This is a genomic window from Brevibacillus sp. YAE8, from assembly GCF_057543335.1.
This window is the reverse complement of sequence record NZ_BAAIYG010000001.1, coordinates 490,567-513,367: the sequence shown is the minus strand read 5'-3', so window position 1 is coordinate 513,367 and position 22,801 is coordinate 490,567. Positions and strand designations below refer to the sequence as shown.

27 protein-coding genes are annotated in these 22,801 nt (G+C 54.3%); 19 read left to right on the top strand and 8 right to left on the bottom strand.

Going from position 1 to position 22,801, the window contains the following annotated elements:
- Positions 1 to 14: 14 nt before the first annotated feature.
- Positions 15 to 581, bottom strand: a complete 567-nt coding sequence (locus AC27IT_RS01910; RefSeq protein ID WP_197186885.1) for a DUF4269 domain-containing protein — start codon at positions 579 to 581, stop codon at positions 15 to 17.
- A 127-nt stretch (positions 582 to 708) separates the two neighbouring features.
- Between AC27IT_RS01910 and AC27IT_RS01905 the strand changes: the two genes are divergently transcribed.
- Positions 709 to 1,194 (top strand): DUF456 domain-containing protein, encoded by a 486-nt coding sequence (locus tag AC27IT_RS01905; RefSeq protein ID WP_005835801.1) that lies wholly within the window; start codon positions 709 to 711, stop codon positions 1,192 to 1,194.
- 61 nt (positions 1,195 to 1,255) lie between these two features.
- On the opposite strand, the gene lexA is transcribed toward AC27IT_RS01905, so the two are convergent.
- Positions 1,256 to 1,879: a transcriptional repressor LexA gene (gene lexA, locus AC27IT_RS01900; RefSeq protein ID WP_005835798.1), complete on the bottom strand. Its 624-nt coding sequence runs from the start codon at positions 1,877 to 1,879 to the stop codon at positions 1,256 to 1,258.
- Positions 1,880 to 2,467: 588 nt separating this feature from the next.
- Here lexA and yneA point away from each other — a divergent pair.
- The 4 genes from yneA to AC27IT_RS01880 all read left to right on the top strand — a co-directional run bounded on the left by yneA (position 2,468) and on the right by AC27IT_RS01880 (position 5,844).
- Complete coding sequence (gene yneA, locus AC27IT_RS01895) at positions 2,468 to 2,809, top strand: cell division suppressor protein YneA (protein WP_005835797.1); 342 nt, start codon at positions 2,468 to 2,470, stop codon at positions 2,807 to 2,809.
- Between the two features lie 92 nt (positions 2,810 to 2,901).
- On the top strand, positions 2,902 to 3,099 hold the full coding sequence (locus AC27IT_RS01890) for a DUF896 domain-containing protein (RefSeq protein ID WP_005835795.1): 198 nt from the start codon (positions 2,902 to 2,904) through the stop codon (positions 3,097 to 3,099).
- Positions 3,100 to 3,198: 99 nt separating this feature from the next.
- Positions 3,199 to 3,564: a fluoride efflux transporter CrcB gene (crcB, locus tag AC27IT_RS01885; RefSeq protein ID WP_005835794.1), complete on the top strand. Its 366-nt coding sequence runs from the start codon at positions 3,199 to 3,201 to the stop codon at positions 3,562 to 3,564.
- 39 nt (positions 3,565 to 3,603) lie between these two features.
- Positions 3,604 to 5,844, top strand: a complete 2,241-nt coding sequence (locus AC27IT_RS01880; RefSeq protein WP_026557288.1) for a HelD family protein — start codon at positions 3,604 to 3,606, stop codon at positions 5,842 to 5,844.
- Positions 5,845 to 5,917: 73 nt separating this feature from the next.
- On the opposite strand, the gene AC27IT_RS01875 is transcribed toward AC27IT_RS01880, so the two are convergent.
- The gene (locus AC27IT_RS01875; protein WP_005835790.1) at positions 5,918 to 6,220 is read right to left on the bottom strand and encodes a HesB/IscA family protein; all 303 of its coding nucleotides are present in this window, start codon (positions 6,218 to 6,220) and stop codon (positions 5,918 to 5,920) included.
- Positions 6,221 to 6,350: 130 nt separating this feature from the next.
- Here AC27IT_RS01875 and ltaE point away from each other — a divergent pair, with 130 nt between their 5' ends.
- From ltaE to AC27IT_RS01855, 4 genes are all read left to right on the top strand, one after another.
- Entirely contained in the window at positions 6,351 to 7,388 is a 1,038-nt protein-coding gene (gene ltaE / locus AC27IT_RS01870) for a low-specificity L-threonine aldolase (protein ID WP_025845996.1), read from the top strand.
- Positions 7,389 to 7,646: 258 nt separating this feature from the next.
- Positions 7,647 to 7,868 carry a hypothetical protein gene (locus AC27IT_RS01865; RefSeq protein WP_005835787.1) on the top strand — a complete coding sequence of 74 codons (222 nt, stop codon included), beginning with the start codon at positions 7,647 to 7,649 and terminating at the stop codon, positions 7,866 to 7,868.
- A complete protein-coding gene (locus AC27IT_RS01860; RefSeq protein ID WP_025845993.1) occupies positions 7,865 to 8,785 on the top strand; it encodes a peptide ABC transporter substrate-binding protein in 921 nt (306 codons plus the stop codon). Before AC27IT_RS01865 ends, AC27IT_RS01860 begins: the two co-directional genes overlap by 4 nt.
- 143 nt (positions 8,786 to 8,928) lie before the next feature.
- Positions 8,929 to 9,129, top strand: a complete 201-nt coding sequence (locus AC27IT_RS01855) for a hypothetical protein (RefSeq protein ID WP_007786962.1) — start codon at positions 8,929 to 8,931, stop codon at positions 9,127 to 9,129.
- 43 nt (positions 9,130 to 9,172) lie between these two features.
- On the opposite strand, the gene AC27IT_RS01850 is transcribed toward AC27IT_RS01855, so the two are convergent.
- Positions 9,173 to 9,907 carry an alpha/beta hydrolase gene (locus AC27IT_RS01850; RefSeq protein WP_025845991.1) on the bottom strand — a complete coding sequence of 245 codons (735 nt, stop codon included), beginning with the start codon at positions 9,905 to 9,907 and terminating at the stop codon, positions 9,173 to 9,175.
- Positions 9,908 to 10,241: 334 nt separating this feature from the next.
- On the opposite strand from AC27IT_RS01850, the gene pdhA reads away from it, so the two are divergent.
- The 5 genes from pdhA to AC27IT_RS01825 all read left to right on the top strand — a co-directional run bounded on the left by pdhA (position 10,242) and on the right by AC27IT_RS01825 (position 15,526).
- Positions 10,242 to 11,327 (top strand): pyruvate dehydrogenase (acetyl-transferring) E1 component subunit alpha, encoded by a 1,086-nt coding sequence (gene pdhA, locus AC27IT_RS01845; protein WP_007786964.1) that lies wholly within the window; start codon positions 10,242 to 10,244, stop codon positions 11,325 to 11,327.
- A gap of 3 nt (positions 11,328 to 11,330) precedes the next feature.
- On the top strand, positions 11,331 to 12,311 hold the full coding sequence (locus AC27IT_RS01840; RefSeq protein WP_005835781.1) for an alpha-ketoacid dehydrogenase subunit beta: 981 nt from the start codon (positions 11,331 to 11,333) through the stop codon (positions 12,309 to 12,311).
- A gap of 102 nt (positions 12,312 to 12,413) precedes the next feature.
- Positions 12,414 to 13,817 carry a dihydrolipoamide acetyltransferase family protein gene (locus tag AC27IT_RS01835; protein WP_122952629.1) on the top strand — a complete coding sequence of 468 codons (1,404 nt, stop codon included), beginning with the start codon at positions 12,414 to 12,416 and terminating at the stop codon, positions 13,815 to 13,817.
- Positions 13,818 to 13,823: 6 nt separating this feature from the next.
- Complete coding sequence (gene lpdA, locus AC27IT_RS01830; protein ID WP_005835777.1) at positions 13,824 to 15,233, top strand: dihydrolipoyl dehydrogenase; 1,410 nt, start codon at positions 13,824 to 13,826, stop codon at positions 15,231 to 15,233.
- A gap of 131 nt (positions 15,234 to 15,364) precedes the next feature.
- The gene (locus AC27IT_RS01825; protein ID WP_007786969.1) at positions 15,365 to 15,526 is read left to right on the top strand and encodes an aspartyl-phosphate phosphatase Spo0E family protein; all 162 of its coding nucleotides are present in this window, start codon (positions 15,365 to 15,367) and stop codon (positions 15,524 to 15,526) included.
- Between the two features lie 22 nt (positions 15,527 to 15,548).
- On the opposite strand, the gene AC27IT_RS01820 is transcribed toward AC27IT_RS01825, so the two are convergent.
- Both AC27IT_RS01820 and AC27IT_RS01815 read right to left on the bottom strand, forming a co-directional pair.
- Positions 15,549 to 16,271 carry a hypothetical protein gene (locus AC27IT_RS01820; protein ID WP_005835775.1) on the bottom strand — a complete coding sequence of 241 codons (723 nt, stop codon included), beginning with the start codon at positions 16,269 to 16,271 and terminating at the stop codon, positions 15,549 to 15,551.
- A gap of 131 nt (positions 16,272 to 16,402) precedes the next feature.
- Positions 16,403 to 16,552 carry a small acid-soluble spore protein P gene (locus AC27IT_RS01815; RefSeq protein WP_005835773.1) on the bottom strand — a complete coding sequence of 50 codons (150 nt, stop codon included), beginning with the start codon at positions 16,550 to 16,552 and terminating at the stop codon, positions 16,403 to 16,405.
- 208 nt (positions 16,553 to 16,760) lie between these two features.
- On the opposite strand from AC27IT_RS01815, the gene AC27IT_RS01810 reads away from it, so the two are divergent.
- Both AC27IT_RS01810 and AC27IT_RS01805 read left to right on the top strand, forming a co-directional pair.
- Complete coding sequence (locus tag AC27IT_RS01810; RefSeq protein ID WP_005835771.1) at positions 16,761 to 17,618, top strand: HEPN domain-containing protein; 858 nt, start codon at positions 16,761 to 16,763, stop codon at positions 17,616 to 17,618.
- 32 nt (positions 17,619 to 17,650) lie between these two features.
- The gene (locus AC27IT_RS01805) at positions 17,651 to 19,222 is read left to right on the top strand and encodes an ABC-F family ATP-binding cassette domain-containing protein (protein ID WP_025845985.1); all 1,572 of its coding nucleotides are present in this window, start codon (positions 17,651 to 17,653) and stop codon (positions 19,220 to 19,222) included.
- Between the two features lie 68 nt (positions 19,223 to 19,290).
- Here AC27IT_RS01805 and AC27IT_RS01800 read toward each other — a convergent pair whose 3' ends face one another.
- Together AC27IT_RS01800 and AC27IT_RS01795 are read right to left on the bottom strand one after the other, a co-directional pair.
- Entirely contained in the window at positions 19,291 to 19,803 is a 513-nt protein-coding gene (locus AC27IT_RS01800) for a DUF6886 family protein (protein WP_007786974.1), read from the bottom strand.
- Positions 19,804 to 19,835: 32 nt separating this feature from the next.
- Positions 19,836 to 20,900 (bottom strand): phosphodiester glycosidase family protein, encoded by a 1,065-nt coding sequence (locus tag AC27IT_RS01795; protein WP_007786976.1) that lies wholly within the window; start codon positions 20,898 to 20,900, stop codon positions 19,836 to 19,838.
- Between the two features lie 127 nt (positions 20,901 to 21,027).
- Here AC27IT_RS01795 and AC27IT_RS01790 point away from each other — a divergent pair, with 127 nt between their 5' ends.
- The 3 genes from AC27IT_RS01790 to AC27IT_RS01780 all read left to right on the top strand — a co-directional run bounded on the left by AC27IT_RS01790 (position 21,028) and on the right by AC27IT_RS01780 (position 22,798).
- Positions 21,028 to 21,174, top strand: coding sequence for a hypothetical protein (locus tag AC27IT_RS01790; protein ID WP_165328990.1), 147 nt, complete (start codon positions 21,028 to 21,030; stop codon positions 21,172 to 21,174).
- A gap of 160 nt (positions 21,175 to 21,334) precedes the next feature.
- Positions 21,335 to 22,606, top strand: coding sequence for a DEAD/DEAH box helicase (locus AC27IT_RS01785; protein ID WP_005835763.1), 1,272 nt, complete (start codon positions 21,335 to 21,337; stop codon positions 22,604 to 22,606).
- Between the two features lie 36 nt (positions 22,607 to 22,642).
- On the top strand, positions 22,643 to 22,798 hold the full coding sequence (locus tag AC27IT_RS01780) for a hypothetical protein (protein WP_005835761.1): 156 nt from the start codon (positions 22,643 to 22,645) through the stop codon (positions 22,796 to 22,798).
- The last annotated feature ends 3 nt before the right edge of the window (positions 22,799 to 22,801 follow it).

Below are 22,801 nucleotides of genomic sequence, written 5' to 3'. Positions count from 1 at the left end.
GAGCGGGGGACTCTTTACCTGGTCACAAGAGTGCGGAGCTGTTCTTCCGTCCACTTTTCCACATCCAGCAGCGCCTGGTATGGATCGTCTCCCGGAATGTTAAAATAGGAGGCAAAAGCAGGTTCGGTTTTCAGGCCGTCTTGCTTGAGCTGGCGGATGGCGCGGAGGGCGTCAGCGCCACCGAGCAGCAGCAAACGGTGCTCGACGACCATGTGCCGATACGCATTTTGCTGTTCGACCGGGCGCGGTTGGGCAAACAGCTCAAACCAGAAGCCGCAGGCAAAAAACGTAATCAGGCAGGTGGGCACGCCTTGCACGAGCAGACGAGCTTCCTTGTAGCCTTCATACGCCGCATACGAAGCGCGGACGACGTCGGCAAACTGCTCGAGGTCGTGGCACTCGCAAATAATGTCCAGATCGCTGTCCGCAATGTCGATGTCCAGAGGGATCGTACCTGCGAGCACGGGATCGAACGCTTGCAGCCGCTGCATGACCGCGGATTGGGCGATGGCCTGGCCCGCAGCTTTTTGTTTCGGTGTCCCGTTGTGCAAATAAGATAGGTCGCGCCAGTTTCGCGTCATAGTAACCCTCCGCTTTCGTTAAAATAGGCAGGTACTCCTCGCAGACGGCCTCACGGATTCGCAAAAGAAGAGTGCAACTTCAATCCGCTTTTTCTCGTATTACCTATGTGAGAGGAGTGCATAGAGAATGGATATTGTTCTTTGGATTATCGTGTTGGTGCTTTTCGCGCTAAGTATCGCCGGTATATTTTTGCCAGTACTACCCGATACGATTTTACTGTGGGCAGGCTTTTTGCTCTACCACTTTTTCATAGCCGATCCGGGAGCGGGGTTGCCAGCGTCTTTCTGGTGGGGGATGGTGGTGCTCAGTATCTTGCTGTACGGTGCGGATTTGTTGACCAACATGTTTTTCGTGAAAAAGTACGGCGGCTCCAAATGGTCTTCGGTGGCTGCGGCCGTAGGGATTGTTCTCGGAATCTTCGTGTTCCCGCCGTTCGGGATGCTGATTATGCCGTTCGTGCTCGTGGTGCTGGTGGAGTTGCTCGTGCAAAAGCAGCCGATAGAGAAAGCGGTAAAGGCAGGCTTTGGCTCGCTGATCGGCTTTTTGGGAAGCGCAGTTGTCAAAGTCGTGTTGCAGGTGAGCATGATCGTCTGGTTTTTCCTTGCCAGATAAATATAATGATAGAGACGAAAAAGGACAGCGGAGGCTGTCCTTTTTTCATGCGCTGGAACGATTAGTGGATGAGGCGATAGACGCCAATGACTTTTCCGAGAATGGTGACGTTGTCCAAAATGATCGGTTCCATCGTCGCGTTTTCCGGCTGGAGGCGGAAGTGGTTCTTCTCTTTGAAAAAGCGCTTGACGGTCGCTTCGTCTTCTTCTGTCATGGCGACGACGATATCGCCGTTGTTGGCGACGTGCTGCTGACGCACGATTACGTAGTCGCCGTCCAGGATACCGGCGTCGATCATGCTGTTCCCGGAAATCCGCAGCATGTACACCTTGTCTGAAGTCACGATATTTTCTGGAAGCGGGAAGTACTCTTCGACGTCCTCAATCGCGGTAATCGGCTGCCCGGCGGTTACTTTCCCGATGACGGGAACGCGAACGACAGAGTCCTCGAAGTTGTCCTGGAAGCGGTCTTCCTCAGACAGCAGTTCGATGGCGCGAGGCTTGGTAGGGTCGCGGCGGATCAGCCCTTTCTTTTCCAAGCGCGCCAGATGACCGTGCACAGTAGAGCTGGAGGCAAGTCCGACAGCTTCGCCGATTTCGCGGACGGATGGAGGATAGCCTTTGTCCCGGACTTCCTTGCGAATAAATTCGATTATGGCTTGTTGTCTGCTGGATAATTTTGACATAGAGAGACACCCCTGATTTCTCGAACATGTTTTCCTATATTATACCATGGGAGCTTGCGTTCGACAAACATAAGTTCGATTTTGATGCGAACAGGAATTTTTGACAGGGTAAATGCATTTGATTCGACAGCAGCGGCCAAATCTCGAAAAAAGCGCGGGCGGGCGGCCGGAGCCGTAAGTTGCAGCAGTTCCATTGTAATAGAGCCGGGCTAACTCCAAGTCGGCAAACAGTTCCATCGTCGCGGAGCCGGGCTTACGTCGAGCCACAAGCCGCTCCACTGTCGCAGAGTCGAGCTCACGTCAAACCGCCAGCCGCTCCAGTACCGAAGAGCCGAGCTTACGCCAAGCCACAAACCGCACCAACGCGGCACACTTGGACTTCTGTTCAGGTAGCAAGCAACCAGCTAGAAACGAGCTAAATCCACCCCAATAGAGTCGCCCGGCAGCGTCATCCGAAGCAAAAACGGCTGCGCACAGCAGCTCCGCGCGAATTTGCGAGACGGCGGTTTTTGTATTGACATGAACATATGTTCTCATTTATGATAGGGATACGAACTTATAGAACGTATGTTTGTAGGGGGTCATATTATGAATGCCATGTCTATCCATAACCGTTTCGAGAAAAAGCAGCCTCGCCGCGTCCGTTTGGGCATCACGAGAGGACAAGCTATTTTGTTTTTGCTGACGTTCTCTCTCTTTTTTTACTTGCTTACCGAACTGGTGTTTGCCTCTTCTGCGCATAAAGAGCCGCTAAAAGGAAAAGAAGTGACCGTTCGCTCCGGCGACAGTCTTTGGACGATTGCTGTGCGCCATCATCATTCGGAAAAGGTGGATGTGCGCGATCTGATTTTCGATATCAAAATGGCGAACAACCTCGACAGCAATCTCATTTATCCGGGGCAGACCTTGTTCATCCCGGAAACGGACTGATTCGAGCACTTGCCCGCCATCCGCTCTCTTGCCAGTTCCGACTGATATGATATAATAAAGCGGCATTACTACAGAGTGGGAGGAACCGGAACGTGGTATCTGACGCGGAAATTAAACGAATCAACGAACTGGTCAAGAAATCTCGCGAGGTTGGCTTGACTGACGAGGAAAAGCAGGAGCAAAAAGCTCTGCGCCAAAAGTACATCGATGCGGTCAAGATGTCGCTTCGAGCGAATCTGGATTCCATCCGCTATGTGGAAGATCTTGAGGAAAATCGTCCAAAACAGTAAACTTACTTGTATTGATACGGCAGACATCCTTGCTTGACGCTCGGGTGTCTTTTTGTTCCTGACGACTTCTGCCAGTTTTGCAATTGAGGAGGGGGACCAATGGCATGGGTGGCTGTAGCGGTTGGGGGAGCAGTCGGCTCGTTGCTTCGTTATGTGCTGGCGCTGGTTGCCAATCAGCCGGGCTGGCCTGTAGGCACGTGGCTGGCGAACATCATTGGCTCGTTTGCCATCGGCGTTTTGTTTGTGATCGGCAAGGAGCGGGGAGGCTTCTCGCCTGAGCTGTATCTTTTGTTTACGACAGGTATTATGGGCGGATTCACGACGTTTTCCACATTTTCGCTGGAAGTGGTTTCGTTCTGGGGAGAGGGACAATGGCTGCGCGGGCTCGTTTACGCCCTGCTCAGTATCGTGGTCGGCCTGCTCTCTTGTGCCGCGGGAATCTGGCTTGCCAGACAAATGCAATAACGACCATCACATTGATAAAAGACGAGAGGGGGGATGGGTGTGAGTACCCAACACCGCGATTACGAGGCAGAACAAAACAAGCTGGATGAGACGATTGCATTGATCGATGGGGAGATCGCTCGGCTGCGCGAAGAGATTCGGGAAGCGACCGACGATTACGTCAAGCAGGTCGTGAACGCAAGCAAGGCAAAAGACCTGCGTTATTTGGAGGATCACGGACGCGACAAGCCGTACTTTGGCCGAGTCGATTTTCTCAAGGACGAGGTTTACGAGCTTGACCAGGTGTACATCGGAAAAAGAGGGATCGTCCGCAGCGATACGTTTGATTCGATCGTCGTGGATTGGCGAGCGCCCATTGCCAGTCTCTATTATTCCGGAGAGAGCAAGGATGCGTTTTACCGGATGGGGCGCGAGATCGTGCGCGGCGAGGTGAGATTGAAGCGCAACTTCGCGATTGAGGACGGAAAAATCGTCGGGATTTACGATGGCGCTGTAAAAGAGACGATCAACCGCGAGATGGGGCACCCGGACGAGTTTTTGCAGGAAGGCTTCATCGACGAATTTTTGAACGCCAATCTGAACTTGACGAATGACAGCCGCTTAAAAGATATCGTCGCGACGATCCAGTCGGAGCAAAATGACATCATTCGCGCGGAAAAAGATCGGCCGATCGTCGTGCAAGGGGTTGCGGGCAGCGGAAAGACGACGATTGCGCTGCATCGGCTGTCGTACCTGATTTACAACTACCAGGATACGATGATGTCGAAAAAATTTATGGTGTTCGCCCCGAACCGGATGTTTCTGACGTACATATCAGAGGTGCTACCCGAGCTTGGCGTCGACGATGTTCAGCAATCGACGTTTGTAGACTGGGCGGCGCGGCTCGTGAAGCCGCTCATGCCCAAAGGCTGGCGGATCGTGAGCCCGGACAAACCGCTGCAGTTGTTTTTTGAAGAAGGGCAGGACGAGCGGGAGCAGGAAATCACCCGCCATCGGCTGCGTTTCAAAGGCTCGCTGGCGTGCCGGGAAGCCATGGAAGAGTACATACGCTACGTGATCGAGACGAGAATCCCGTTCAAAAAACTGAGTTTTCTTTACAACAAGACGAAGCAAGTGTTCTCCATCCCGGGCGAGACGATCCGGCAGTTTTTTCTGGAGCAGTTCGGGTCCTTGCCGTACCATCGGCGCGTCGATGCGCTGCGCAAGCATTTGAAGCAGGAGATGAACAAGCAACTATTTTCGCATTTGCGCGAGCGAAAAGTCGACCTCGACAAGCAAGGGCTGGCCAAGTTTGAAAAAATGCTGGAGCAAATTTTGGATACGTACCTCGTCTCCTTCCCGCGGCTGGACATTTTCGAGTCGTACCGCGAGCTGATCGCAGAGGAGGAGCTGTTGCGCAAGCTTGTCCCTGCGGACATTTCCGACGAAGTGGTCCGCGATGTGAGCCGGTCTTCTGCGGCGCTGTTTGCCCAGGAGCGGCTGGAAGCGGAGGATATCGCGCCGCTGTTGTATTTGCAGCATATCATCGAAGGGATGAACAAGGCCGGGCATTTCGACCATACCGTCGTGGATGAAGCGCAAGACTTGAGCGCGTTGGAGATTGCCGTGATTGCGCTCGCGACGAAGCGCCACTCGCTGACGATTGTCGGCGACATCGCCCAAGGCATTCACAGCTACCGCGGCATTCACGCGTGGGAGGAGCTGACCCAGGGTATTTTCGAACAGCTTCGTCCCGCCTACTACACGCTGGCGCAAAGCTATCGCTCGACAGTTGAGATCATGCTGTGCGCCAACGAAGTGCTGCGGCAGATTGAGCTGCCGGAAGCCGTCTTGGCGAAGCCCGTCTTGCGCCATGGCGAAAAGCCGGTCATGGTCGAGGCCGATTCGCGCGCCAAGCTGTGGACGGAAGTCAGCTCCCGGGTGGCCGCTCTGCAAAAGGAAGGGTTGCAAACGATCGCGATCGTCACCAAGACGATTCAGGCGAGCAAAAAGGCGCACAAGGCGCTTGCAAAGAGCATTGCCGATTTGACGCTGCTCGGCAGCAAAGACAACCAGTTTCCGGGCGGCGTAACCGTGATGCCTGCCTATTTGACAAAAGGCTTGCAGTTTGACGCGGTCATCGTGGTCGATGTGGATGCGTATCAAAGCAACGAATGGGACGCGAAGCTGCTCTACGTGGCGATGACCAGGCCGGTGCATCGCCTCGTGCTGACGAAGATGGCAGGGGAGCAGGCGCCACTGCTGGCTGAGCTTTCGCCCGAGCTGTACACGCAGGCTTGAACGTGGCAAATAGTAAAAACCCCTCTGGCTGAATAAGCAGCAGAGGGGTTTTTGCGTGTGTGGCTCAAAGCGATTAATGGTCGCCTGTGTTTCCTTTGGACGGGTTGGTGATGACGAAGCCTTCTTGCGGCAGATACAGGTAGTCGACGATGATGCCGTCCAGAAGCGGCTCGTCTTTTTTCACGACAACGTCGATTTCCTTGTCAGTGGAGACTACTTCATCCTCTTCGGTCGGTTTGTCCAGCGCCAGGCCGTAGTGTGCATGATCGCCGTGCGCGTGAGTGATATAGACACGCAGCTTCAGGTCTTTGTCTTCTTCCTGCTCCATGATCGTGGTCAGTTGCTTCGCTGCATTGCGAGTGATCTTTACCTTCATCGGTCAAGTCTCCTAACTGTATGTATGTAAGTTTCTTCTCCATCTTAGCAAAGAGGGAATTGCAGATGCAATGTGGAAAGTGTTCTGGAACATAGAGTTGCTAGACGAACATGCGGAAGGGGACGCTTTTATGAAAATGGATTTGCGCAGCGATACCGTCACGAAACCGACTGAAACGATGCTTCGCGCGATGGCGGAAGCCGAAGTGGGCGATGACGTTTATCGCGAAGACCCGACGGTAAACCGACTGGAGCAGCTTGCAGCGGAACGGCTCGGGAAGGAGGCGGCCTTGTTTGTCACCAGCGGCACGCAAGGCAACCAGGTCGCTGTGCTGACCCACTGTGTCAATGGTGACGAGGTGATCGCGGAAGCGGAATCGCATATTTTTTATTACGAAGGGGGAGCGATGTCGGCTCTGGCTGGCGTGCAAACCCGGACACTCGCGGGAGAGCGCGGTGCCTTGCGCCCGGAAGACGTGGAAAAAGCGATCCGCGGCAACAACATTCATTTTCCGCGAACGAAATTGATTTGCCTGGAAAATACGCATAATCGGGCTGGAGGCGCGGTGGTCACGGTCGAGCAGATGAAGGGCGTCTATGACGTGGCGCAAAAGCACGGGATTCCGGTTCATCTAGACGGGGCGAGGCTGTTCAATGCGGCGGTCGCCCAAGGAGTCGACGTTTGCGAACTGAGCCAATACACGGATACCGTTCAAGTTTGCCTGTCCAAAGGGCTGAGTGCGCCCGTAGGCTCCATTTTGGCTGGGGACCGCGCTTTTATCGAAGAAGCGAGATGGTGGCGAAAAAAGCTCGGCGGAGGCTTGCGCCAAGCGGGCTATTTGGCTGCGCCGGGAATCATCGCCTTGACCGAGATGGTCGAGCGGCTGCGTGAAGATCACGAGCGGGCACAGCAGTTGGCCGCAGGCTTTCGCAAGCTGTCCCTGACTGTCGAGCCTGTCGAGACGAATATCGTGCTGGTCAGGACCGATTCGATCCAGGAGACAGCGGTTGACTTTTTGCAGCGGCTCGCAGACAGAGGGGTGTTGGCGGTCGACTTCGACGAATACGTGATCCGCTTTACGACGCACCGTCATATCGACGAGCAAAGCGTCGCCAAAGTGCTGGAAGTCGTAGAGGAGCTGCTGGGAGCAGCGAAGTGTTCCGGGTAACGATACAGGCTGTTTGAGCGAGAGCGAAAAGCCAGTCCAGCACCAGACAAGGGGCGGACTGGCTTGTTGCTTGGGAAGCGCCGAAGAAATAGAATGAATTTTTTGACAATATGCACAAAAATCTTTCGCCGCTAGCACATGATTTTCTACCAACTCGTCCGATTCCTTTTTTGCGGTGATGCGATAGCATGGTGGAGAGTAAAAGACTGTCAATCAGTCATCTTCGCGAACTCGACACAGACGAGGAGGACGCGAGAGTTGAAGAAACGAACAGGCGCGCTATTGATTGGGTTTCTGATTTTTCAATTCGTTGCAGGCTGTAGTTCGTCCCAGCCGTCGGCAACTGACAACCAGGGCACAGAAACAACGAAATCCGAGCAAGCCAAAACGCAAGAGATGGTCTTGAACTGGAATGCGGAAGGGGGAGAACGCCGACGGCAGACCCGGGCCTGGCATCAGACGGGACTTCCTTTGACGTGATTACGGCCTGTTTTGAAGGGCTGACGCGCTACGGGCCTGACGGAAAGATTGCGGGAGCGCTGGCCGAGAACTACTCCGTTTCCCCCGATATGCTGACGTACACGTTTCAATTGAAAAAAGGCGCCCTCTGGTCCAACGGTGATCCCGTCACCGCGCACGATTTTGAATTTGCCTGGAAGTGCAAGCTCGACCCGCAAACAGGCTCGGAGTACGCCTACATGCTTTATTTCATCAAAGGAGCGGAAGAATTTAACACGGGAAAAGGAAGCAAGGATGCCGTCGCGGTCAAAGCGCTCGATGACCACACGCTGGAAGTGCAGCTCAATTCGCCCGCGCCGTTTTTTTACGAGCTGACCGCTTTCCCGACGCTGTTCCCGCTGCACCAAAAAACGGTCGAGTCCAATCCGGGCTGGGCGGCTTCTCCCGAGAACTACATCGGAAACGGCCCGTTCAAGATGGATGTTTGGGAGCATAAAAACAAGCTGGTGCTGGTCAAAAACGACAAGTACCATGACAAAGACGCGGTGAAGCTGGACAAGATCGTCTGGAGCATGATTACCGACACCAACACGTTGCAAGCGCTGTTTGATTCCGGCGATCTCGATTGGGGCGGCCACCCTGCCTATACGCTGCCTGTCGATTTGCTGCAAAGCTTGCAGGATGAGGGCAAAATTGTGCTCGACCCGTATCCGAATACCGTAGCGGTTACGTTTAATACGACCCAGCCGCCGTTTACGAACAAAAAAATTCGCCAGGCGTTTTCCTACGCGATTGAGCGCCAGCCGTTGGTCGACGGAATTGTCCTGCCGGGTGTTCCCGCTGCCTACGCCTGGGTGCCGCCCTCGATGAAGCTCAGCAGCAACGATTACTTCAAGGAAGATGCCGCCAAGGCGACGGACTGCTCGCAGAAGGCTTGAAAGAGCGAAAAATAAATCCAGAAAGCCCCCGTCTGTCCAAGAGCGGCTCTTGCGGCATGGCGGGGGTTTTTCTCCGTCGTTCGCGTGTATTTCCCTTCTTCCAAAGAAATACTATAGCCATTGACTGTTGAGGGAAAAGAGGGATGAACATGATATCGGCCAAAGAGCGTGAGCGGCTGCAAAACCAGATGAAGCGCGACGAGAGCAAGATCGTCAACATCGTTCTCCAAAATGCGCAGCAGGTAGCAGGAGAAATTGAAAAAGCCACCCACCAGGGCATTTACATGGTAGATGGCCGTTATTACGGATACGAAGAGATCAAGGAAATCAACGGCTCGCTCTAGCCGAAAACGGACACGTCGCCAAGCCAGCCGAGTCTGGAAGCGGCTACAGGCGCGGCGGCGGGAAAAAGTGGCGAAGGGCATCCGGCAGCTCCTTTTGCCACAGGCCCCAGACGTGATTGCCCGGCTTTTCGGCATAGGACAGGTTGGCCTGTTTGGCCGTGAGCAGCTTTTTCGCTTCCCGGTTCCATTCGACGAAGTCAAACGTTCCGATATGCGTCTCCACGGCGGTTTCGTCCAGTCCCACGACCATCCAGATGCGCAGCCAGGACAGGCTCTCGCGGCTTTGGATGGCGTCGAGCGTCGGCTGGAAAAAGGCTCCCGACAGCGCAAGCACCTGCGAAAACAGCTCAGGCTGGTCCAGGGCGAGATGCAGCGCCACAGTGCCTCCGAGCGAATCGCCTGCAAGCACGCGGGACGCTTTGTCGCGCCTAACGGGATAGCGCTCCTCGATGTACGGCAGCAGCTCTTCGCAAAAAAAGCGTTTGTACGCTTCGTTTCTTGCGCCGACGGGGGAGTATTCGCTCGTCCGCTTGCTGCGGTCTACCGAGACGCCGACGACGAGGAACGGCTCGATGCCTTCCTCCAAAATGAGCTGGTTGGCGATGGTAGCGATTCGTCCCATCGTAAAAAAGTCATTCCCGTCCTGGCAGTAGACGACAGGATAGGACAGAAGCTCGTTGTAGCCCGGCGGGAGGTACACTTTGACCGAGCGGGGAGTGTCCACATGATTGCTTGGCACTTCTTCTTTTATGATCGTTCGTTTTACATATTCAGACATCGATTTACACTCCTGTTTGCTCAAATGTAAAACTAAGCCTTGAAAAAAACTGATACAGCTTTTATAGTAAATGATAACAGAGAGGAAATAAACCCTGTAATATCAATACTATAACACATTAAACAGACAATTTGTCTGCAGTATAACAGGGTGGTGCAAACGGCGCTGTAAGCCCTTTCTTGCACGAGACAACTTTTCTTCTGCTTTTTCCATTATTGGGGACACTTCCGACATCGTTCGCACTCGCCGCCATTGATTGAGCATCTGCTCGGTGAAACGCGGCAGGGCGCACGGCAGGCAGGAAGCCCCTTATTCTAGTGACGAGGTGAATGAGATGAGCGTAACCACTGCTGTTGAACAAACAGAGAACAACGCCCCGCTGCAAATTCTTGCACCGGACGGTACGGTTGTTCGTCCTGACTTGATGCCTGAGCTCTCTGATGATGAGTTGCGTGAACTGATGCGTAGAATGGTCTTTACCCGCGTGTGGGACCAACGCGCTATCAGCCTGAACCGTCAAGGTCGTCTCGGCTTTTACGCGCCTGTAGCGGGTCAAGAAGCAAGCATGATCGGCTCCGAGGCAGCGCTTTCCAAAGAAGACTTCATCCTGCCAAGCTACCGCGACATTCCGCAAATGGTATGGCACGGTTTCCCTATGCACAAAGCGTTCCTCTACTCCCGCGGACACATCGAGGGTGGACGGATTCCGGAAGGCGTCAACGTACTGATGCCACAAATCATCATCGCTGCGCAATGTACGCAAGCGACAGGTGTGGCGATGGGCTACAAGCTGCGCGGCGAAAAGCGCGTGGCGATCAACTACTTCGGTGACGGGGCAACCTCCCAAGGTGACTTCTACGAGGGCATGAACTACGCAGGCGTTTACAAGCTGCCTGTCATCTTCTTCTCGCAAAACAACGGTTACGCGATCTCCCTGCCGTTCGAAAAGCAAACGGCTTCTGAAAACATCGCCGTAAAAGCAGTGGCTGCCGGTATTGCCAGCGAGCGTATCGACGGTATGGATATCCTCGCTGTTTACTACGCGGTGAAAAAAGCGAGAGAGCGCGGCGTGAACGGCGAAGGCGCGACACTGATCGAAGCGCTGACCTACCGCTATGGTCCACACACCATGGCAGGTGACGACCCAACCCGCTACCGCTCTGGCGAAGAGCAAAGCGAGTGGGAACTGCGCGATCCATTGATCCGCTTCCGCAAATTCCTCGAAGGCAAAGGCCTCTGGAGCGAAAAAGACGAGGAAGCTGTCATTGAAGAAGCAAAAGCAGCAGTTGCGGACGCGATCAAAAAAGCGGACGAAACGCCGAAAATGAAAGTGACCGAACTGATCGATGTAATGTTTGAGACACTGCCGCCTGCACTCGAAGAGCAAAAGGCAGAATTCCTGGCGAAGGAGTCGAAATAAGCCATGGCACAAATGACAATGGTTCAAGCCATTACGGATGCAATGCGCGTAGAGTTGAAGCGCGATGAAACCGTACTTGTCTTCGGGGAAGACGTAGGGAAAAACGGCGGGGTATTCCGTGCGACAGAAGGTTTGCAAGCTGAATTTGGCGAGCAGCGCGTATTCGATACGCCGCTCGCTGAGTCCGGAATCGGTGGACTGGCTGTAGGCTTGTCCATCAACGGCTTCCGTCCTGTAGCGGAAATTCAGTTCTTTGGCTTCGTTTTTGAAACATTCGACGCGATCGCTTCCCAGGCGACTCGTATGCGCTACCGTTCCGGCGGTCGCTTTTCCAGCCCGGTAACGTTCCGCTCCCCATTTGGTGGCGGCGTGAAAACACCTGAGCTGCACGCTGACTCCCTGGAAGGCTTGATGCTGCAAACGCCGGGTCTGAAAGTGGTTATCCCTTCCAACCCGTACGATGCAAAAGGTCTGCTGATCTCCGCGATTCGCGACAACGATCCGGTCGTGTTCCTGGAGCACATGAAGCTGTACCGTTCCTTCCGTCAAGAAGTGCCAGAAGGCGAGTACACCATCCCGCTGGGTAAAGCGAACGTAGTAAAAGAAGGCAGCGATGTTACCATCATCACCTATGGTGCTATGGTGCATACCAGCCTGAAAGCCGCAGAAGAAATCGAAAAAGCGCGCGGCGCGAAGGTAGAAGTCATCGACCTGCGCACCATCAGCCCGCTCGATATCGACACCATCGTCGCATCCGTGAAGAAAACAAACCGTGCGATTGTCGTGCAGGAAGCGCAAAAAACTTCCGGTGTTGCTGCGGAAATCATCGCGCAAATCAACGAGCGCGCCATTCTCCACCTCGAAGCGCCTGTGCTGCGTATCACTGCGCCGGATACAGTCTATCCGTTTGCACAAGCAGAGGATATCTGGCTGCCTGACGTGAAACGCGTGGTAGACGGACTCACGCAAGTGCTCGATTTTTAATCGGAAACAGACATAATGGCGGAAAAGTTGAGAGCTTTCCGCCTTCTTTCCGAAATTTGCAGGCTGTTCATTGAAGCGTAGTGTTTAAAAGGAGGAGATACTGTGAGTCGTTTTACATTCAGACTCCCGGAGCTCGGCGAGGGTATCCATGAAGGCGAAATCGTCAAATGGCACGTACAGCCCGGAGATTCCGTAGAAGAAGACCAAGTCATTATGGAAGTGCAAAATGACAAGGCGGTAGTAGAAGTTCCATCGCCTGTAAAAGGAAAAGTTGTCGAGCTGAAAGTGACAGAAGGGACTGTTTCTGTCGTCGGCGATCCTTTGATCGAGTTCGAAGTAGAAGGCGAAATTCCGAACCTGCCAGACCACGGTCACGGCGATGCGCATGGGGCTGAAGCTGCACCAGCTCCTGCTGCTGACAAAATGGAGCCAGGCTGCGACATCGGCTCCCAGGTGAGCGCAAATGCAAACCAGGCGCTGGAAACGCCAATGGCGCCGCAAGCGACAGCGACAGCGGTTGCCGCTCCAATCGACCGCAAGCACGTGTTGGCTACTCCTTCCGTGCGCAAATACGCGCGTGAAAAAGGCGTGCAGTTGACACTGGTACCTGGTACGGGCAAGCTCGGCCGCATCACCCGCGAAGACGTAGACCGCTTCGTAGCGGGCGGCGCTGTCGCATCCGCTCCTGCCGCACAAGCAGTAGAAACGGCTGCTCCAGCAGCAGTCGAAGCTCCGGCAGCGGCTCCAACTGGTGTTGCCCAAGCAGCATCTGCGCCAACCGTTCACTACAGCGCACAAGCTGGCGAACTGGAAGAGCGCGTTCCGCTGAAAGGCATCCGCAAAGCGATTGCCAAAGCAATGGTGAAATCCGCTTACACAGCGCCACACGTAACGATCTTCGACGAAGTGGACGTAACCGCACTGGTTGCGATGCGCAAAGACGCGAAACCACTCGCAGAAGAGCGCGGCGTGAAGCTGACTTACCTGCCAATGATCGTGAAAGCAGTCGTAGCGGGTCTGAAAAAGTTCCCAGAGCTGAATGCTTCCATTGACGATGAAAAACAAGAAATCATCTACAAAAAATATTACAACATCGGTATCGCGACTTCGACAGAAGACGGCCTGCTCGTTCCTGTCGTCAAAGCGGCTGACAGCAAGTCGATTTTCCAAATCGCTGGCGAAATCAGCGAGCTGGCGAAAAAATCCCGCGAGCGCAAAGCGAGTGCTGACGAGCTGAAAGGCTCTACCTTCAGCATCACCAACATCGGTTCCGCTGGCGGCATGTTCTTCACGCCGATCATCAACTACCCAGAGGTTGCAATCCTCGGCGTTGGTCGCATCAGCGAAAAACCAGTGGTGAAAAACGGCGAAATCGTGGTTGGCCAAATGCTGCATCTGTCCTTGAGCTTTGACCACCGCTTGGTTGATGGCGAACCTGCGCAGCGTTTCGTCAACTACGTGAAGCAGCTTCTGGAAAACCCGACGCTGCTCGTCATGGAGGGATAAGAGACAATGGTAGTAGGTGAATTTACGACAGAAGTAGACGTGCTCGTCATCGGTGCGGGCCCAGGCGGATATGTGGCGGCGATTCGCGCCGCCCAACTGGGGAAAACCGTAGCGGTTGTGGAAAAAGCAGAGCTGGGCGGCGTGTGCCTGAACGTAGGTTGCATTCCTTCCAAAGCGATGATCCATGCGGCACACACGTATGAGCACGCCCAACATACCGAATCCATGGGGATCACCATGGAAAACGTCAAAGTGGATTTTGCCAAAGTCCAGGAATGGAAAAGCGGCATCGTGAAGCAGTTGACAGGCGGCGTTGGCTCCCTGTTTAAAGGCAACAAAATCCAGGTAATCCCAGGTGAAGCGCTGTTCGTCAGCGAAAACGAAGTGCGCGTCTTCCACGGTTATGACGTGAACCGCTATCGCTTCGAGCATTGCATCATCGCGACCGGGTCCCGCCCGATCGAGCTGCCTGCCTTCCCGTTCGGCAAGCGCGTGCTGTCCTCGACAGAAGCTCTGTCCTTGACCGAGCTGCCGAAGAGCATGGTCGTGATCGGCGGCGGCTACATCGGCATCGAGCTGGGTACGGTGTTTGCGAAATTCGGTACCAAAGTGACGATTCTCGAAGGCTCCGATCAAATTTTGCCTGGCTTTGAGCCAGACATGCCGCGTCTCGTGGAGCGCAAGCTGAAAAAGCTCGGCGTGACCATCCATACCAAAGCGCTGGCGCAAGGCATGGAAGAGACCGAAAACGGCGTGATCGTGAAAGCCGAAGTCAAAGGCGAAGCGCAACAAATCGAGGCAGAATACGTGCTCGTCACCGTTGGCCGCCGTCCGAACACCGATGAGCTGGGCGTTCGCGATATCGGCATGAACTTGACCGATCGTGGCCTGATCGTCGTTGACAAGCAAGGCCGCACGAACATTCCTAACGTGTACGCGATCGGGGATATCGTGCCAGGTCCTGCGCTCGCCCACAAAGCTTCCTACGAAGGAAAAGTGGCTGCCGAAGCCATTGCCGGACATCCGGCTGAGGTGGACTACAAAGCGATTCCTGCGGTTGTCTTCTGCGATCCGGAAATCGCAAGCGTGGGTATCAACGAACGAGAAGCAAAAGAAAAAGGCATCGATTATGTGGTGGGACGCTTCCCGTTTGCTGCAAACGGCCGCGCTCTGTCTGTCAACGCAGGCGAGGGCTACGTGAAGCTGATTGCGGAAAAAGGCTCCAACCTCGTCCTTGGCGCGCAAATCGTAGGTCCGGAAGCTTCCAACATCATCGCGGAAATCGGCCTGGCGATCGAAATGGGCGCTACGCTTGAGGATATCGAGCTGACCATCCACGCTCACCCGACACTCGGGGAAGTGACGATGGAAGCGGCTGAGCTGGCGCTGGGTCGTCCGATCCACGTGATGAAATAACAGCGGCACCTGCGAAAAAAGCCTTGTTCCTATACGGATACAAGGCTTTTTTCTTCCACATCTTACCCTTTCCACCTGTTCTTATATAATGTAAAATAGTGGGAGACTGACGTGGGTGGAGGCTTGGCAGCATGGAAACTACGAGTAAGATGATTGATGACTTGCGCCAAAAGCTGGAACGTGCAGCCAAAGAAGCAGGCTACAATTTTCTTGACCCAGAAATCGTGAAAATAAGTCAGCAACTGGATAAATTGATCGTTGCGCATATGTTGCATGAAAAACGCCCTTCTTAAAGGGCGTTTTTAGTGGAAAAGCTCAGGAGAAGGAGTACAGCAGGTGAGCGTTCGTTCCCTTTTTGCTGAGACAAGGCTCCTGGGCATAATAATAGCTGGGATACAGGATTAACTGCTGCGCATGGTCGTCTGGGCCATGGCTCGGATATGTCAGGTGGCAAGTCTCTTCATCCAGGGAGAAGGCGGGAGAGAGCGACTGCAGGTAGGAAAGCAGGGCAGGAACGCTTTGCACGGCATAGTAAATGCGCTCCGCCTCTTTCACAAACTGCGGCGCGATGCTCTCCCAGTTCTCTTCAAAAAACAGTTGCCAGTAAGACGAGACGAACAGGCTGAAACGGCCTTTTACATAATCAGAGTCTTCCTTTATGTCCAAATACACTTGCGGAATCTCGTGCTGCTGCATCCATTGGTCGAGCATCGGAGTCACACTGCGGACAAATTGCTCGGTCGGCAGCGACACGAAGTATTCGTATTGATCGTCCACTCCCATCACGCCTTTTGTCTGGACGGGATCGAAGGAGTCGGGGAGACCATAGCGGAAGAGCGGGAGCAAATACTGCCATTCTTGCTTGAGGCGAGCGGATTCAAATTGCTCCAGCTTGTCCTCTGACCATGAAAAGAAGCGTTCAGGGGGAGTCGGCTGGGCGAGAGTGTGCAGGCTGGCTGCCAGCTCGTACAAAGGAGAGACGCTGTAGCTGATCGCGTTCGAAAGCGGGCCGTTGCCCGGAAGTGGAATGGTAATCATATTGGGCTAAACCTCCATTATGGATACTGCATCCATCATAGAGCATCCCTGTGGGACAATTCAATCATTTTGTTGTAAGAAAAAGGAAAACCCGAACGGACTGATTCCGCTCGGGCCTTTTAGCCAACAGCTTACCCTTCCCGCGTTTTGATGGAGCGGGAATGATTTTTTTGCTTGACTTTTTTGGAGCCAGCCAGCGGTTCGCCGGTCTGCTCCTGTGGCTTTGCCGCATTGTTGTATGTTTGGTGCGGATTTTCGTCGAGAATATGATCCTTTTCCATCAAATCATCTCCTTCTTTTCGTAGTTTGTCGCAATCCGATGGTGACGAACCATAGGAATTGCTGGTATTCTATAAGGAAGCGTGTCTGCGATTAGTAGGAATTGATATGTTGTCAAAAGAGCAGAAAGGCACGATACTGTTTATGTAGCGTCCGTTTGATTATGTAAACAAGAACCGCGCTTTTTTACGGATCTGAAAGGAGCAGCCAATGCCACTGTTGATTGCGCCCGTGTTTAATTCGATGACGACACAGCCCATTCGGATCGAGCTGCCTAATGCGTATTACTTGATCTCGGGGGCTGAGCGGCCGTACGAGATAGCTTCGCGTTATTTGCGAAACGAGATGGACGAGAACAAGCGCATTTTCGATTCGCGGGTCAACCGCAACAGCCTGTTTTTGGTTGCGGAGCACGCGGAGATGAAAGTGACGGATGACCGTCCATGGATCGAAGAGATCGAAAACAAGCTGAATTTGTCCGCCATAGATGGGACATGCTCGATTCCGTACGTCCTGACGATCAATGGCAACATGTGCGGGATCACGTACTTGAAGCGCTCCCTCGACGGAAGCAAATTCGAGTTTGACGAGGCGACCCAAAACGTGTTCGAGCGACTGATAAATCATCAACTGCCGTCGCTTGCTTTTCGCCGTTATTCCCTGTCGCTGGAGAAAAAAAGCAACGAAGACCAACTGCTCGATTTGTGGATTGCTCTGGAGTCGCTGTTTGCTCCCGACGGAAAAAAGGGCGAAATCACCTATAAATTGCGGGTGCGAATGGCGTATTATTTTGGAGAGTCGTACGCGCAGCGGCAAAAAATTGCCCAGTTTGTAAAAAAATCGTACAATCATCGTTCAGAGATCGTGCACAGCGGAAAAATGTTCGGCAACAAGCTGACAGATGAAGTCAATACGCTGCGGTTGATGGCGAGAGCGACGATTCTGAATACGGCGATGCACGGCATCAGCCTGCAGGATATGCGCGTGAGATTGGACGAGTTGATATTGACAGGCGAAACCTATGCACAACGGTATGCGCCGTCTTATTTTGAAAGTATTATTTTGTAGACCTCACAGAGGAAACAGGAGGAAGCGTTTGCATGAGTGTTTTGATTGTGGAAGATTTGTCCCATGGCTTTGGGGATCGCATTTTGTTTCGGGACGTGTCCTTTCGCCTGCAACCGAACGACCGCGTAGGTCTTGTGGGGGCTAACGGAACAGGCAAATCTACGATGATGAGCATTTTGACCGGACAAAACATCCCGGACAAAGGCCGCATCGAATGGATGCCGAAAATCCAGTACGGCTACCTCGACCAGCACACGAAGCTGCAAGCAGGGAAGACGATTCGCGACGTACTCAAGGATGCGTTCTTGCCGCTGTTGGAGCAGGAGCAGGAGCTGATGGCGATCGGCGAAAAAATGGCCGAGGCGTCGCCGGAGGAACTGGAAGAACTGCTGGAGCGCATGGGAGAAATTCAGGATAAGCTGGAGACGAGCGGGTTTTACCTGATCGACGCCAAGGTGGAGGAGATCGCCAACGCGCTTGGACTGAGCGCGATTGGGCTGGAGCGCGACGTCGCGTCCTTGTCCGGCGGTCAGCGCACAAAAGTGCTTTTGGCGAAGTTGCTGCTGGAGCAGCCGACCGTCCTTTTGCTAGATGAGCCGACGAACTACCTGGATGAAGAGCATATCGGCTGGCTGAAAAACTACTTGCGGGAATACCCGTACGCGTTCATGCTGATTTCCCACGACACGGCGTTCATGAACGAAGTCGTCAACGTCATTTACCATCTGGAGTTCACGAAGCTGAACCGTTACACGGGGAACTACGAATCGTTCCTGGCGCAGTCCGAGATGAAGCGCAGCCAGCATTTTGACGCGTTTGAAAAGCAGCAGGAAGAAATTGCGCGCATGGAAGATTTTATCGCCCGCAACAAAGCGCGTGCGTCCACGACAGGCCGCGCGAAAAGCCGCCAGAAGCAGCTTGACAAAATGGAGCGGATCGACAAGCCGGAGACAGCGGCGAAGCCTTCCTTCATTTTCAAGGAAGCACGCGCGAGCAGCCGCTTTGTCATCGAAGCGGAAGACCTGGAGATCGGGTATTCGCATCCGCTGCTGCCAAAGCTGAGCGTGAAGCTGGAGCGCGGCGAAAAGGTAGCGATTGTCGGGATGAACGGCGTGGGGAAATCCACTCTGTTGAAAACGTTGCTCGGCATCATTCCGCCGCTCGGAGGCAAGCTGGAGCAAGGCGATTTCCTGCACCCGGCCTACTTTGAGCAGGAAGTCAAGCCGAAGCCGATCACCGCACTGGACGACGTCTGGAACGAGTTCCCGTCGATGAACAACCACGAGGTGCGCGGAGCGTTGGCGCGCTGCGGCCTGAAAAACGAGCATATCAACCGCAACATGAACGCCCTGTCCGGGGGCGAGCAGGCAAAGGTGCGCCTCTGTAAGCTTTTGCAGCGCGAGAGCAACTGGCTTGTCTTTGACGAGCCGACGAACCACCTGGATGTAGTCGCGAAGGAAGAATTGAAGCGGGCCTTGAAAGAATTCAAAGGCACTGTCCTGCTCGTCTGCCACGAACCTGAGTTTTACGAGGATTGGGTCACGCAGACGTGGGATGTAGAAAAATGGAGTCTAGAGCAAGCGAAAACTCCGATTAAACTGTAAAAACAAACAGGCAGCCACATTCGTGTGGACTGCCTGTTTCATTTGGCAAAAAACTACGTGGAAAGCGATCAGGTAACGGCGTTTCGCATGCGAATCATGGAAAATTGCAGGCTGCTGTCGAGCAGCGCTGCTTTTAGCGGCATCAGGGACGGGGTGATCCGCAGTTCAATGTTCGCCTGCGCGAGCCGGGCGAGCAAGTTGCCCATCGCGGTGACCTCCACAGGCTGAACGGACTTGCTGGAGACGAAGTAGCCCGCCCCTTCGTCGAGACAGGAAAACAGATCGGCAGCAAACGTGTACTGGTAAAGCACGGTCGTGGCAAGCGTACTGTACCAGCGGCTTTCTATCGCAATGACCATCCTGGCACTGCCAAGGCCGAGAAAGCGCTCCTTGTCTGCCGCAGTCGAATCCGCTTTGGCATAAAAAGCAATGCGCGGGCAGTCGCGCGGGAAGTAGTACATCGGCGCGCGTTCCGCGTCGATTGCCCAGACCGAAGGAGGCAGGCTGGGATGGCTGGGATGCGCGCGCGGGTGAAACGTCGCAATCGAAGGGTCTTCACTGTAATGAAAGACGTAGTCCATGGCAGCTCCTTTCGTCGACCGTCTGACGAGGGCTAAATCACCGCCCAGGCGTTCGGGAGGTAGCGGCCGCGGTAATACGGGCAAGACGTTTTCGTAATCGCCTCGCCGTTGTACAGCATCATCGAGCTGGAGCCGCCGTCCATCGCCATGGCGGTTACGATGCCGCGCTCTTCCAGCAATTCTGCCAGGTCGTTCATGCTCGCGCCGATTGAGTGGCCAGGCTGGCGGCCGTCGATGACGACGAAGACGATCGTGCCGTCCGCTTTTTGCCCAATCGCTGTTCGCGGCTGGATGCCCCAGCTTTTCGCAGGCTTGTCCTTGAACAAGTTTTTCCCGTTCACAATCAGTTGCGGGCGGAAGCTCATCGCATCGCGAACGCCCATTTTCACCAATTGCTCGGCCGTATAGCTGCCGGTAATCAGCTTGCCGTCGTAGGTGATGCCCAAGGCAGTTTCTCCGCTTTTCGGATTGTAGCCCTGGAGAATTTTCCCGTCGTGGATCACCACGCCGTATGCTTTGGCGCCTTTTCCGTAGCCATCCGGGTCGGAGAAGCCGCTCGCGTTGACGATACCGATGGCGTTTGTCTTTTTGACGAACTCGTCGAGCAGATCGCCGCGGTCCTTGCGGTTGGTGACGACTAATTGTACCCGTTTCGGGTCGCTGATGTACATGATTTTTCCTTTGAAGTAGTAATTGCCTTTGGAAACGTCGATGTCTTCCACCTCGATCAATTGTTTCGGCTTTTCCGGTGGCGTTTCGACCACGGGCTGCTCCTGCGGCGATTCTTCCGGCTTGGCTGTTTCATCAGGCTCGGAGTTGATGACTTCCGGGTTGCGGATTTGTTGCTTCAAGGCGTTGAGCTTTTCTTCCGGCAAAAACGTGTACGGTGCCCAGTAGTCGTGCTGCGTCGTCAGGAGCGTCCCTGCCGCCCACTCGCGCAGCTCCTCGCCGCTTCTGGTGCCAAACAAAAAGATGATCCCGATGAGTGCAAGCGTAGTGCAAGTCAAGGCCGACGCCAGTATCAGGCGCTTTACCCAGCGCCAAGGTCTTTTTCGTGTTGCGAGCTTGCGCGATCGCGCGCGTGACAAGGTTTGCATGAGTCCTCCACATCCATCTGACAATATGATTGGTTATTCCTTATAAAAGGACGAATGAATGGGTAAAAAGTTTCAGCAAAATAATAAAGGATCACCAGGGGGAAAATAGAAGCGGGAGGTGATGGCTGTGCGCGGCTATGATGAAGCTTTTCAACAGGAAGTAGAGGAGTATCGGAACAATCCCGACAAGGGCACACGCAACCAGACGACGAGTCGGGACCGTCACGACCTGGCCGAAAAGCAGGAAACCCGTAAGGACTCGAACAACGGGTAAAGCACGCCAGGCGAAGTCCGAAACACGGATTTCGCCTGTTTTTCCACATCCGGGACTTGCAGCCTGGGCAAGCGGTCATTCGTGAGCCAGGCCCTCTGTTATACACGGGCAAAGTGTGGTAAGCTTACCCAATGTACGAATATACGCCAGGAGGGTTCTTGTGAGCACCACGTTTGCTGATTTACAAATTAGCGCGCCGCTTGTTGCGATTTTGCGCGAACGAAAAATGGAGACGCCGACCCCCGTGCAAGCAGAAGCGATCCCGTTGATCGCAGCCGGGCGGGACGCCTTGATCGAATCTCCGACAGGGACAGGCAAAACATTTGCCTATTTATTGCCGCTGCTGACAAAAATGGATCTGGATAAAAAGGACGTGCAGGCGCTTGTGCTGGCGCCGACGCATGAGCTGGTCGTTCAAATTGCGAAAGAAGCCGAAAAGCTGTTGCCAGGAGCCGATCATGCGGTCGTTCCGATCATCGGCGGTGTCGATGTCAAGCGCCAGGTAGAGCGTTTGAAGAAAAAGCCGGTGCTGGTTGTCGCCACGCCAGGCCGTCTGCTGGAGCTGATCGAGCAGCGAAAGCTGAAGGTGCACGAAGTCAAAACGGTAGTCGTGGACGAAGCGGACCGAATGCTCGATGCGGGCTTCGGCAAGCCGGTCCAGGAAGTGATGAAAAAAACATTGCGCGACACTCAGCGTCTGCTGTTTTCCGCGACGATTTCCGAGCAAATTGTCGAGGCGGCCAAAGCTTTTACAAAAGACGCTGTGCTTGTGCGGGCGCAAGCACCAGAAGGCGCAGCCGGAGTCGCCCATCTGTACCTCGTCTCCGATCCGCGCAAAAAAGTGGACACGCTCAGACGCTTGCTGCGGCTCGTCAATGTTCGCTCCTCGATCGTGTTTGTCAACCAGATCGAAAAAGTGGACGAGATTGTTTCCAAACTGAACTACCATCATCTGGCCTGCCGACTGTTGCATCGCGATGCGTCCAAGGAAGAGCGGGCGCGGACGCTCCAGCAGTTCCGGGACGGCGTGTTCCCGGTATTGATTACGACAGACGTGTCCGCACGCGGCATTGACATACCGGAAGTGGAATGCATCGTGCATTACGACCCGGCACCAGACGCAGATACGTACATTCACCGCAGCGGACGCACGGGACGGATGGGACGCGCCGGGCTCGTCTTTTCGATCATCAGTCCGCAGGAGCGGTTTATCATCCAGAAGTTCGCCAAACAGACAGAGCTTGCCATCGCAGAAAAAGTGATGTCGCACGGCGCCCTGGAAGATCCGCGACCGGAGCGAAAGCCAGCAGGCAAGCCAACGGCAAAAGGCAGACCGCAAAACCGCCAGCCGGAAGCGGGCAAGCCGGTTGCCGCGAAAAGCGGCTCCTCCTCAAAACGCGTACATAAGAAGGGCGGCTTTGGAACAAAGTAGGACAAGAGGTACACATCTTGTCTGCAGGAGGTTTCCATGCGCAAAGATCGCTTGTATGAAGAGGATTTGCTGGTGAACGGCACGGTCGGCGGAGAGGTTTTGTCGAAGCAGGAGCGGCAGGTGCTTCGCCGCGAAGCAGGAGAATTGAAGGAAAAGATGGAAGCGGCCAAGCAGGAGCCGATTTCCGAGTAACCA